9 protein-coding genes are annotated in these 11,182 nt (G+C 73.5%); 5 read left to right on the plus strand and 4 right to left on the minus strand.

All coding sequences use genetic code 11. The features are described 5' to 3' along the window. The first annotated feature begins 329 nt into the window (after positions 1 to 329). On the plus strand, positions 330 to 1,706 hold the full coding sequence (hisS, locus tag HMPREF3105_RS04880; protein ID WP_036313678.1) for a histidine--tRNA ligase: 1,377 nt from the start codon (positions 330 to 332) through the stop codon (positions 1,704 to 1,706). A gap of 60 nt (positions 1,707 to 1,766) precedes the next feature. Here hisS and HMPREF3105_RS04885 read toward each other — a convergent pair whose 3' ends face one another. Further along, on the minus strand, positions 1,767 to 3,059 hold the full coding sequence (locus HMPREF3105_RS04885; RefSeq protein WP_070708886.1) for an APC family permease: 1,293 nt from the start codon (positions 3,057 to 3,059) through the stop codon (positions 1,767 to 1,769). A 145-nt stretch (positions 3,060 to 3,204) separates the two neighbouring features. On the opposite strand from HMPREF3105_RS04885, the gene aspS reads away from it, so the two are divergent. Beyond that, complete coding sequence (aspS, locus tag HMPREF3105_RS04890) at positions 3,205 to 5,019, plus strand: aspartate--tRNA ligase (RefSeq protein ID WP_070708887.1); 1,815 nt, start codon at positions 3,205 to 3,207, stop codon at positions 5,017 to 5,019. 23 nt (positions 5,020 to 5,042) lie between these two features. Here the strand turns inward: aspS and dtd are convergent, their stop codons facing one another. From dtd to HMPREF3105_RS04905, 3 genes are all read right to left on the minus strand, one after another. Next, positions 5,043 to 5,495 carry a D-aminoacyl-tRNA deacylase gene (gene dtd, locus HMPREF3105_RS04895; protein ID WP_044659818.1) on the minus strand — a complete coding sequence of 151 codons (453 nt, stop codon included), beginning with the start codon at positions 5,493 to 5,495 and terminating at the stop codon, positions 5,043 to 5,045. 44 nt (positions 5,496 to 5,539) lie between these two features. After that, complete coding sequence (locus HMPREF3105_RS04900; protein ID WP_044659817.1) at positions 5,540 to 7,279, minus strand: choice-of-anchor I family protein; 1,740 nt, start codon at positions 7,277 to 7,279, stop codon at positions 5,540 to 5,542. Between the two features lie 139 nt (positions 7,280 to 7,418). Continuing rightward, on the minus strand, positions 7,419 to 8,009 hold the full coding sequence (locus HMPREF3105_RS04905; RefSeq protein ID WP_044659816.1) for a DUF1697 domain-containing protein: 591 nt from the start codon (positions 8,007 to 8,009) through the stop codon (positions 7,419 to 7,421). A 52-nt stretch (positions 8,010 to 8,061) separates the two neighbouring features. On the opposite strand from HMPREF3105_RS04905, the gene HMPREF3105_RS04910 reads away from it, so the two are divergent. From HMPREF3105_RS04910 to rpsD, 3 genes are all read left to right on the plus strand, one after another. Next, positions 8,062 to 9,459: a replication-associated recombination protein A gene (locus HMPREF3105_RS04910; RefSeq protein ID WP_044659815.1), complete on the plus strand. Its 1,398-nt coding sequence runs from the start codon at positions 8,062 to 8,064 to the stop codon at positions 9,457 to 9,459. Positions 9,460 to 9,630: 171 nt separating this feature from the next. Beyond that, positions 9,631 to 10,194: a general stress protein gene (locus HMPREF3105_RS04915; RefSeq protein ID WP_020621560.1), complete on the plus strand. Its 564-nt coding sequence runs from the start codon at positions 9,631 to 9,633 to the stop codon at positions 10,192 to 10,194. 282 nt (positions 10,195 to 10,476) lie between these two features. Further along, positions 10,477 to 11,103: a 30S ribosomal protein S4 gene (gene rpsD / locus HMPREF3105_RS04920; RefSeq protein ID WP_020621561.1), complete on the plus strand. Its 627-nt coding sequence runs from the start codon at positions 10,477 to 10,479 to the stop codon at positions 11,101 to 11,103. Positions 11,104 to 11,182 lie beyond the last annotated feature (79 nt).

Here is an 11,182-nt window from a genome sequence, read left to right on the forward strand (position 1 = left end):
GGCTGGGAGGAATCACCGTGCGCCGGGGCGTCGGGGACGATCTCGGGGACGGGCCGGGCCTCGGCGGGCACGGTCGTATCGGCGGCCTCGGCCGACGCGGGGGTGGACTCGGTGGCGGGGGACTGCTGGTCGTCGGGCTGCATGTGATTGGTCACCGCTGGAACTCTCCCTGACTGCGCCGGCACGCAGTCGTCGAGGGATGCGGCCGGTCGGGATGGACACGAACAGGGCCAGCGTACCGGGCCGGACAGCGCCCGCGCCTAGAATGGGCCGGTGCGCCGGCGGGGGACCGTCGCGCGTCCCCGCCGTCGTCGTCTCGAAGGATCGCCATGTCCCGCAAGGCCTCCCTGTCCGGTTTCCACGAGTGGCTGCCCGCCGAGCGGCTCGTGGAGCAGCACGTGCTCGACACGCTGCGGCGGACCTTCGAGCTGCACGGGTTCGCCGGCATCGAGACCCGTGCCGTGGAGACCCTGGGCCAGCTGCTGCGCAAGGGCGAGGTGGACAAGGAGGTCTACGCGGTCTCGCGCCTGGCCGAGGACGAGGAGGTCGCCGCGGGCCTGCGCGATCCCAAGGACCCAGCCGACCCCAAGCGCCTGGCCCTGCACTTCGACCTCACCGTGCCGTTCGCCCGCTACGTCGTGGAGAACGCCGGCCACCTCGCCTTCCCCTTCCGTCGCTACCAGATGCAGAAGGTCTGGCGCGGGGAGCGCCCTCAGGAGGGCCGCGCCCGCGAGTTCACCCAGGCGGACATCGACGTCGTCGGCGACGGCGCCCTCTCGCCCCGGTACGACGCCGACGTCGCACTGGTGATGGCCGAGGCGCTCGGCGCCCTGCCGATCGGCGACTTCCTCATCCGCGTGAACAACCGCAAGCTCGCCGAGGGCTTCTACCGGGGCATCGGCCTGGAGGACACCGCCGGCGTGCTGCGCAGCATCGACAAGCTGGAGAAGGTCGGCCCGGAGGAGGTCGCGCGGCTGCTCCAGGAGGAGGTCGGCGCGAGCCCCGAGCAGGCTGCGCAGGCGCTGGCCCTGGCGGACATCCGCACGTCGGACACCTCGTTCGTCGAGCGGGTCCGCGCCCTGGGGGTGACCCACGAGCTGCTCGAGGAGGGGCTGACCGAGCTGGCCGACGTCGTCGCCACCCTGCACCGCCGCGCCCCCGGGCGCGCCGTGGCGGACCTGTCCATCGCGCGCGGCCTGGACTACTACACGGGCACCGTCTACGAGACCGTCCTGGTGGGCCACGAGCAGCTCGGCTCGATCTGCTCGGGCGGCCGCTACGACGCGCTCGCGTCCAAGGGGAACCGCGTGTTCCCCGGTGTCGGACTGTCCATCGGCGTGACGCGGCTGGTGATGCGCATGCTGTCCCAGCAGATGGCCGTGGCCTCCCGCTCCGTGCCGACCGCGGTGTACGTGGCGCTGACGGCGGACGAGGACTGGTCCGAGGCCCAGGACGTCGCGGCCCTGCTGCGGGAGCGCGGCATCCCCGCGGAGGTCGCGGTGTCCGCGGAGAAGTTCGGCAAGCAGATCAAGTATGCGGACCGCCGCGGCATCCCGTTCGTCTGGTTCATGGGTCGGGACGACGCCGGCGCGCGGGTCCACGAGGTGAAGGACATCCGCTCCGGCGAGCAGCACGCCGCGGACCCGGCCGACTGGACCCCGCCGGCCGAGGACCTGCTGCCGCAGGTCGCCCGCGCGCAGGACTGAGCGGACGCGGCCGCTATGCCGGCCCCGGTGTGCGGCGGCGGTGGGTGTCTGCGCGTCGGGTCACCGGCCCCGGCGCCCGGCCCGCACGAACGCGCGCCCGCCCACCCCGATCAGGAACACGCCCGCCATCGCGGCCACGGACATCGGCGGCAGGCTGAGGGCGAGCAGCAGGCACAGGGCCAGGCCCAGGACGTTGACGGCGCGGGGCACGCGCAGCGGGCGCGGCCGGGCCGGGCGGCGGCCGTCGTCGTCCCCGCGCAGGGTCAGGGCGGACAGGTTCGCCACCGCGTAGTAGACGAGCACGCCGAACGAGCTGAAGCCCACCACGGTGAGGATGTCCGTGGTGAGCAGGAGCAGGATCACGGCCGCGGCCAACGTCAGCTGAGCCGTCCACGGCGTGCCGGTCCCCGCATGGACCCGTGCCAGGGGGCGGGGCAGGTCGGACTCGCGGGCCATGGCCAGGGCGGTGCGGGAGATGCCCGTCAGCAGGTTGAGCATGGCCCCGGCCGCGGCGAGGGCGGCGCCGGCCACCGCCACCCAGCCCCAGCCGGAGCCCAGGGCGGTCTCGAGCAGGTCGCGCACGGGCGCCGGGGACCGGGCCAGCCCGGAGGTCCCGAGGCCCGAGATCAGCGCCGTGGCGAGCAGCAGGTACAGCGCCACGGTCACGGCGAGGGCGATCAGGATGGCGCGCGGGATCGTGCGTGCGGGGTCGATGACCTCCTCACCCATGGTGGCCACGCGCGCGTAGCCGGCGAACGCGAAGAACAGGACGCCCGCGCCCATGAGCACGCCCTGCACGGGGGAGTCGACGCCGAGCGCCGCGGCCGAGCCCCCGGGGGCCTCGCGCGCCAGGCCTGCGCCGATGGCCAACACGAGCACGGCGAGCACGGGCACGAGGATCGCCAACGTCGCCTGCGCGGTCCGCGTCACGCCCGCCATCGCCACCCCGGTGAGCACGACGACGGCGGCCACGCCCGTCCACCGGGCCGCGGCGTCGTCGTCGGGGAAGAGGTACAGGCCGAGGGTGGCCGCCATCGCGGCCACCGACGCGGTCTTGCCCGTGACGAAGCCCCAGCCGGCGACGAAGCCGGCCCACGGGTGCAGCTGCCGCCGGCCGTAGACGTAGGCGCCGCCGGACTCGGGGTGGACGGTGGCCAGCTGCGCCGTGGACAGGGCGTTGCACAGGGCCGCGACGGCCGCGACCGCCAGGGCCCCGTACAGCAGGCCGGGGTGGCCGCCGGTGAGCGCGGCCGCCAGGCCGATCGCGGTGAACACGCCCGCGCCGATCATCGAGCCGAGGCCGATCGCGACGGCGTGGAGCAGGGTCAGGCGGCGCTGCAGGGCGGCGGTCATGACGGGGTCCTCCTGGGCTGGGGCAGTGTGGACGGGGCACTAGACTGACGGGAACGGCGCGCGCCCGCCCCGCAGGCGTATCACACGGCGTCGACCATCACATGAACCCCGCACATCGTCCGGCGACCGGACGGAGAGGATCCTCGTGCTGCGCACCCACTCCCTCGGCGAGCTCAACGCCTCGCTCATCGGCCAGACCGTCACCGTCACCGGCTGGGTGGCGCGGCGGCGCGACCACGGCGGCGTGGCCTTCGTGGACCTGCGCGACGCCTCGGGCTTCGCCCAGGTCGTGGTGCGGGAGGAGGCGGACTTCGACCCGCTGCGCAACGAGTGGGTCCTGCAGGTCACCGGCACGGTCGAGCGCCGCCCCGAGGGCAACGAGAACCCGAACCTGCCCTCCGGCGAGATCGAGCTGATCGCGGAGACCGTGACGGTGCTCAACACCGCCGCCGCGCTGCCGTTCCAGGTGGACGAGCACGTGGAGGTCGGCGAGGAGGCCCGGCTGCGCCACCGCTACCTGGACCTGCGCCGCCCGCAGCCCTCGCGCATCATGCGCCTGCGCTCCGAGGTCAACCGGACGGCGCGCGAGCTCCTGCACGGCGAGGGCTTCGTGGAGGTCGAGACCCCGACCCTCACGCGCTCGACGCCGGAGGGCGCCCGCGACTTCCTCGTCCCGGCCCGCCTGGCTCCCGGCTCCTGGTACGCCCTGCCGCAGTCGCCGCAGCTGTTCAAGCAGCTGCTGCAGGTGGGCGGGATCGAGAAGTACTACCAGATCGCCCGCTGCTACCGGGACGAGGACTTCCGCGCGGACCGACAGCCCGAGTTCACCCAGCTGGACATCGAGGCCTCCTTCGTGGAGCAGGACGACGTGATCGCCCTCGGCGAGAAGATCGTCAAGGCCCTGTGGGCCCTCGTCGGGGTGGACGTGCCGACGCCGATCCGCCGGATGACCTACGCCGAGGCGATGGAGAAGTACGGCTCGGACAAGCCGGACCTGCGCTTCGGCCTCGAGCTGACGGACCTGACCGAATACTTCAAGCACACCCCGTTCCGCGTGTTCCAGAACGAGTACGTGGGCGCCGTCGTGATGCCGGGCGGCGCCTCCCAGGCCCGCCGCACCCTCGACGCGTGGCAGGAGTGGGCCAAGCAGCGCGGCGCCAAGGGCCTGGCCTACGTGCTCATCCAGGAGGACGGCGAGCTGACCGGCCCGGTGTCCAAGAACATCTCCGAGGAGGAGAAGGCCGGGCTGGCCGCCGCCGTGGGCGCGAACCCGGGCGACTGCGTGTTCTTCGCCGCCGGGAAGCCGAAGGAGTCCCGCGCGCTGCTGGGTGCGGCCCGCGTGGAGATCGGCCGTCGCTGCGGGCTGTTCACCGATGCCGGTGACGGCGTGGCCGCGAAGGACGCCGACTGGGCGTTCGTGTGGGTCGTGGACGCGCCGATGTTCGAGCCGGCGGCCGACGCCGTGGCCTCGGGCGACGTCGCCGTGGGTGCGGGCGCCTGGACCGCCGTGCACCACGCGTTCACCTCGCCCAAGCCGGAGTTCGCGGACACCTTCGACACCGACCCGGGCGCGGCCCTGGCGTATGCGTACGACATCGTGTGCAACGGCAACGAGATCGGCGGCGGTTCCATCCGCATCCACCGTCAGGACGTGCAGGAGCGCGTGTTCGAGGTCATGGGCTTGTCCCCGGAGGAGGCGAACGAGAAGTTCGGCTTCCTGCTCGAGGGCTTCAAGTACGGCGCCCCGCCGCACGGCGGCATCGCGTTCGGCTGGGACCGCGTGGTCGCCCTGCTGGCCGGCACCGACTCGATCCGCGAGGTCATCGCGTTCCCGAAGACCGGCGGCGGCTTCGACCCGCTGACGGCCGCACCGGCGCCCATCACCGCCCAGCAGCGCAAGGAGGCCGGCGTCGACGCGCAGCCGGAGCCGAAGCAGGCCGAGGCCGAGCCGGAGGCCTGATCCGGGTCCGCGGCGGGCCCGCCTCAGCCGCGCCGCGGACCGGCCAGCTCGTCCGAGTCCACGATCAGCGTGAACGGCCCGGAGTTGGTGAGGGAGACGTCCATCTTCGCGCCGAACACCCCGCGCTCCACGCGCACGCCGGCGGCCTCGAGCTCGGCCGTGAACCGCTCGTAGAGCGGCTCGGCCTGGTTGCCCTTCGCCGCGCGCGTCCAGGACGGCCGCCGGCCCTTCCGCACGTCGCCGTACAGCGTGAACTGGCTGACGACGAGCGCCGGGGCACCGGCGTCGGTGAGGGACCGCTCGCCGTCGAGCATGCGGAGCCCGGCCACCTTGCGGGCCACCTGGACGGCCTCGGCCTCGGTGTCGTCGACGGTCACGCCGAGCAGGATCACCAGCCCCTCGCCCTCGAAGGAGCCGACGACTTTGCCGTCGACGGTCACGGACGCGGAACGGGCGCGTTGCAGAACGGCTCTCATGCAGCCATTCTGCAACGCGCCCGGAACCGGTCCGCGTCAGCGGATCACTGACGACGGGTCGGATTCACCTCGTACACGGTGGTCGAGCCGGAGACCTCGTTGGCGACGATCAGCAGGGCGGTGCCGGAGGGGGACTCGTCGGCCGGCACGAAGGTCAGGCCCTCGGCGCCCATGTCACCCAGGCCGGCCGTGGCGTCGTCGCCCGCGGCATCCCAGTCACGGTCGTTGACGTAGTCCACGTAGGTGGCGTTCCGCGGGTCGGTGATGTCGAAGACCACCACGCCGCCGATGCGCTCGAGGCCCACGAACGCGTAGGTGCGGCCCTGGATCGTGCCCACCACTACGGACTCGGGCTCGGGGCCCTTGTCATCCGAACGGGAGTCCCCGGACGGGGTCTCGTCGTTGTTCGCGTTGAACGCGTGCTCCGGCAGCTCGCCGGCGGCCACGAGCCGGGCGATCTGCTCCTCGATCATGCCGGCGGAGTCGAACAGGCGGGTGCCGTCCGCGGTGTAGATGGAGAAGGACCGGCCGCCCAGTGTGGTCAGGGAGGAGTGGCACTCGCGCTCAGAGTCGTAGCCGAGGTCGGTGAGCACCTTCAGGCGGCCCAGGGCATCCTTCTTCTGCAGGGCCTTGGCCCCCGGGAACTCGGCGGCGCACAGGTCCAGGTCGCTGACGCGCTCGGAGTCGTTGAAGTCGCCCCACTCCCGCCCGTCACCCTCGTTGGCGGTGACGACCAGGTTCTGACCGCGCCAGCGGTACGTGTCGATGCCGTCGGGCATGGGCAGGCCGTCGACCGGCCAGTGGCCCAGCTCGATGCCGCCGTCCTTGTCCGAGGCGTCCAGCACGCCCTCGGTGGACCAATCGGTGGGCGTCAGCGCCCAGAGGTCCTCCAGCGTGGCGGACTTCAGGTCCACGACGGCGACGGCGTTGGCCTCCTGCACGGACACGTAGGCGGTGCGTCCGGTCGGGTCGACGGTGACGTACTCCGGCTCGAGGTTGCGAGCCACCCGACCGGCGGGCTCGTGACCGGCGGGCACCGCCATATCGGGGCCGGAGACGCGCACGCCGGCGGGCAGGGCGGTGCCGGCGTCGTAGGCACGGAAGTCCACGGTGCGCACCGCGTCCTGGGTCAGGCGGGAGAACTGCCGGGCGTTCTTCGGTACGGAGACCACGGAGATCGTGCCCTCCGGGTCGACGGAGAAGTCGTCGGCCGGTTCGCCCTCGTTGGCGACCACCACGTACGCCCCGTTCGGGGAGAAGGCCAGCGAGTCCGGCAGGGCACCCACCCGCACGCCGCCGAGGTAGCGCAGGGTGGTGGTGTCGAAGAACACGACCCAGCCGTGGTCGGTCTTCTCGGCGGCCTCGACGGCGACGGCCATCACACCGCCGGAGACAGCGACGGAGTTCACCGTGGCGCCCTTGTCCGTGACGGAGCCGTCCGCGGTGCGCAGGCCCTCGGCGGAGAGGGTCCGCTCGGCCACGGGGGCGGCGTCGGCGCCCAGGCGCATGACGTCGACGGCGCCGCGCTGCGCATTCACCACGAACAGGCGGCCGGAGACCGCGTCGAAGGCCGGGATCTCGGCGGCGGACTCGCCGAACACGCCGGTCTCGTGGGTGCCGGCGCGGGTGAGCTCGATGCTCTTGCCGGACGGGTTGGCGGCGATGGCGGCGCGCTGGGCCGTGGCCGAGTGCGGGGCGGGCGCGCTGAGGGAGGCCGGGGCGAGGAAGGCCGTGGACAGGGTCGCGGCGGTGACGGCCGTGGCGAGGCGTGCGAGGCGAGGCATGGATGCTCCAGTCAGGGCAGGGAGGCGGAGGACGGGGTCACCCCATCGCACGGATGTGAACGGTCCGTGACGTCCCGGCCAGCGCGCGGTGTCCCGCGGGTGTCGACGCCCCGGACGCCCCGCGTGCCGTCCGCCGAGGTCAGTCCTCGCTCGGCAGCCCCGCGAGCACCCGCACCGTCGTGAGGTTCCGGGCCGTGCCGCGCACCCCGAGCGCCCGGTCGAGGCGGGCCGGAGTGAGCGGGGAGTCGGCGACCCCCGCGGCGCAGCGCATCCACAGCAGCCGTCCCTCCAGGGCCGTGCGATCCGGCCCCGCGGGTCGGTCGTCCCCGTGGTCGAGCGCGGCCAGGGCGGCGGCCGCCTCGGGTGCGGGGTCGTCCTCGAGCACGGTGAGCTGCGTGCGTTTCGGCTCGCCGCCGGCCCAGGGGAGCGCGTCGTGCAGCTCCAGGGCGCGCCGGAGCGTGCCCACGTCCACGAGGACCACGGGGACGTCGAGGCCGCCCTCCTCACGCGCCCGTCGCGCGAACCCCTGCCGCACGCCCTCCGCGGCTGCGTCGGAGGACGCCCGGAACAGGACGTTGCCGCTGGCCAGGTGGGTGGTGACCGCCTCCCCGCCGGCGGCCTGGGCCCAGCGGATCAGCGTGTCCTTGCCGACACGGTTGCTCCGCCCCACGTTGATCCCGCGCAGCAGCAGGACGTGGGTGTGGTCGGTGCGCGGGGCGGCGGGGCTCATGCGGCCATGATGCCACCCACGCCCCCGCGGGCCGAGGACTACCCTGGACCCGATGGACGACCTCTTCAGCGCCGCCCACAACGGGGCCGACGACGACGGCCCGGCCGGCACCGTGGCCGCCCCGCACCCCGGCGCACCGCTGGCCGTGCGCATGCGCCCGCGCACGCTGGATGACGTGCTGGGCCAGCGGCACCTCATGCGGCCGGGCTCCCCGCTGCGCAAGCTCGCCGAGCCCGATCCGGACTCCGCCGCGGGACCGAGCTCGGTCATCCTCTACGGGCCTCCGGGCATCGGCAAGACGACGCTGGCCCACGTGATCGCCCGCGCCCCCGGGCGCACGTTCACGGAGCTGTCCGCGATCACGGCCGGTGTGAAGGACGTGCGGCAGGTGATGGAGCAGGCCCAGCGCGAACGGGACCTCTACGGGCGCACCACCGTCCTGTTCCTCGATGAGATCCACCGCTTCTCCAAGGCGCAGCAGGACGCGCTGCTGCCGGGCGTCGAGAACCGCTGGGTCGTGCTGGTGGCCGCGACCACGGAGAACCCGTCCTTCTCCGTGATCGCACCCCTGCTCTCCCGGTCGCTGCTGCTCACGCTGCGTCCCCTCACGGACGACGACATCGTCGGGCTGCTGGACCGTGCCGTGACCCAGGAGCGCGGGCTCAACGGCGCCGTGGTGCTCCAGGACGACGCGCGGGACTACCTGGTGCGGATGGCCGGCGGCGACGCGAGGCGGGCGCTCACGGTGCTGGAGGCCGCGGCCGGCGTCGCCCTGGACAAGGCGCGCGAGGCCGGCCGGGCGGGGGAGGGCGCCGTCGCGGTCACGGACGAGGACGCCGCGCAGGCGATGGACCACCACGTCCAGCGCTACGACAAGGACGGCGACCAGCACTACGACGTGATCAGTGCCTTCATCAAGTCCATCCGCGGCTCGGACGTGGACGCGTCGATGCACTACCTCGCCCGGATGCTGGAGGCGGGGGAGGACCCCCGGTTCATCGCCCGGCGGCTGATCATCTCCGCGTCCGAGGACGTGGGCATGGCCGACCCGACCGCGCTGCAGACCGCCGTGGCCGCCGCCCAGGCCGTGCAGCTGATCGGCATGCCGGAGGGACGCATCATCCTGGCGCAGGCCGTGACGCATCTGGCCACCGCGCCGAAGTCCAACGCGAGCTACACCGCCGTGAACGAGGCGATCGCGGACGTGCGGGCCGGCCACACGGGCGCGGTGCCGGCGCACCTGCGGGACGCGCACTACCCCGGCGCGGCGGCCCTCGGCCACGGCCAGGGCTACGTCTACAGCCACGACGAGCCGCACGCCGTCGCCCGTCAGCAGTACGCGCCGGACCCCCTGGTCGGGAGGGACTATTACCGGCCCAAGCCCATCGGACACGAGAAGCGGCTCACCGAGCAGGTGGCCGCGCTGCGCCGGATCATCCGCGGCGACTGAGCGCGCGCCGGGCCCGAGGGCGGACGCCTCGGGCGGCCGCGCGGAATAAAGACCCCGGATCACCGGTTGTCCAGGGATGAGCGGGGCGGTCGACGTCGGCCCGCCGACTCCTCGCCCGCTCGCGCCCCCATGCACCACCGACGCACAGAAGGAACAGAAGGAGCCGCCCCCATGACCCAGTCCACTCCGCAGCAGTCCACCCCCCAGCACACCGCCGCGCAGCAGCCGGCCCCGTACGGCCGCCCCGGCGCCGGCGGCCCCGCCCTCCCGCAGGCCGACTACCGCATCCTGCGCTCCGTCCCGGCCTACGCCGAGGCCCAGGCCCTCGTGGACCAGCTCTCCGACGCCGGGTTCCCCGTGGAGCGCGTGCGCATCGTGGGCACCGGGCTGCGCTCCGTGGAGCAGGTCCTGGGCCGGATGACCACCGGCAAGGCCGCCGTCCGCGGCGGGCTGCAGGGCCTGTGGTTCGGCCTCCTGCTCGGCCTGCTCTTCTCGATCTTCGCCCCCGGCTTCGGGTTCCTCTGGATCCTGCTGATCTCCCTGGGCCTGGGCGCCCTGTGGGGGGCCGTCTTCGGGGCGATCGGCCACGCGGCCACCGGCGGCAGGCGCGACTTCACGTCCCTGCAGACCATGGAGGCCGAGTCGTACGACGTGCTGGTCGAGGCCTCCCACCTGGACCAGGCCGGTCAGCTCCTCGGCGCGGACCCCGGCACCGCGGCCACGCCGCGCGCCTGAGCCCCGGCCCGCCCCGTCGTCGTCGCTCTGGTAAGGTGGACCGGTCTGGCAGGCGCTGCGCCCCGGACGCATCCCCCTCGAACGGTCCACGGGACACCCGCGTGCCCGGTCGAGGGACGCGCAGCGCATCAGTGGATGACGGGCGGCGGCACGCCCCTCAGCTCTCCTCAGGATCGCGGGGAGGCCAGGTTCGAGTCCCCTTGACCCGTGTGCCCCGGCGCGCGGACGAGACCTCGAGACAAACCCGAACCGTGCCGCACGTCAAGGAAAGGCAGGTCCACCATGAGTGGCAACCTTCGCACCCGCCGCACCGTGCGGCACTCCCGCGCCCTGGGCATCGCGCTGACCCCCAAGGCCGAGAAGTACATGGAGCGTCGTCCGTACGGCCCCGGCCAGCACGGCCGTGCCCGCCGCAAGCAGGACTCGGACTACGCGGTGCGCCTCAAGGAGAAGCAGCGTCTGCGCGCCCAGTACAACATCCGCGAGGCCCAGATGCGCCGCTACTTCGAGGAGGCCAAGCGCACCGCCGGCCTGACCGGTGAGAACCTGGTCGAGCTCCTCGAGCAGCGCCTCGACGCCCTCGTGCTGCGTGCCGGCTTCGCCCGCACCATCCAGCAGGCCCGTCAGCTCGTCGTGCACCGCCACATCCTGGTGGACGGCAAGCGCGTGGACGTCCCCTCGTTCCGCGTGAAGGAGGGCCAGATGATCCACGTGCACGAGCGCTCGGAGAAGATGGTCCCCTTCCAGCTGGCCGCCGCCGGCGCCCACCAGCAGGTCCTGCCCGCCACCCCGGGCTACCTGACCGTGGAGATCGACAAGCTGCGCGCCACCCTCACCCGTCGCCCGAAGCGCTCCGAGGTCCCCGTGACCTGCGAGGAGCAGCTCGTGGTCGAGTACTACGCGCGCTGATCCGCCGCGGCCGGGTCCGTCCCGGACGACGGCGCCCCGCGCGTCCCGCAGGCCCGGTCACCTCTCGGAGGTGACCGGG

The organism is Micrococcus sp. HMSC31B01 (assembly GCF_001816085.1).
GTDB classification, from domain to species: domain Bacteria; phylum Actinomycetota; class Actinomycetes; order Actinomycetales; family Micrococcaceae; genus Micrococcus; species Micrococcus luteus.

Bases quoted from the DNA above. Each gene is read 5' to 3' on its own strand.
- hisS (WP_036313678.1), top strand. From the start codon at position 330: ATGTCCCGCAAGGCCTCCCTGTCCGGTTTCCACGAGTGGCTGCCCGCC.
- HMPREF3105_RS04885 (WP_070708886.1), bottom strand. From the start codon at position 3,059: ATGACCGCCGCCCTGCAGCGCCGCCTGACCCTGCTCCACGCCGTCGCG.
- dtd (WP_044659818.1), bottom strand. From the start codon at position 5,495: ATGAGAGCCGTTCTGCAACGCGCCCGTTCCGCGTCCGTGACCGTCGAC.
- HMPREF3105_RS04900 (WP_044659817.1), bottom strand. From the start codon at position 7,279: ATGCCTCGCCTCGCACGCCTCGCCACGGCCGTCACCGCCGCGACCCTG.
- HMPREF3105_RS04905 (WP_044659816.1), bottom strand. From the start codon at position 8,009: ATGAGCCCCGCCGCCCCGCGCACCGACCACACCCACGTCCTGCTGCTG.
- HMPREF3105_RS04910 (WP_044659815.1), top strand. From the start codon at position 8,062: ATGGACGACCTCTTCAGCGCCGCCCACAACGGGGCCGACGACGACGGC.
- HMPREF3105_RS04915 (WP_020621560.1), top strand. From the start codon at position 9,631: ATGACCCAGTCCACTCCGCAGCAGTCCACCCCCCAGCACACCGCCGCG.
- rpsD (WP_020621561.1), top strand. From the start codon at position 10,477: ATGAGTGGCAACCTTCGCACCCGCCGCACCGTGCGGCACTCCCGCGCC.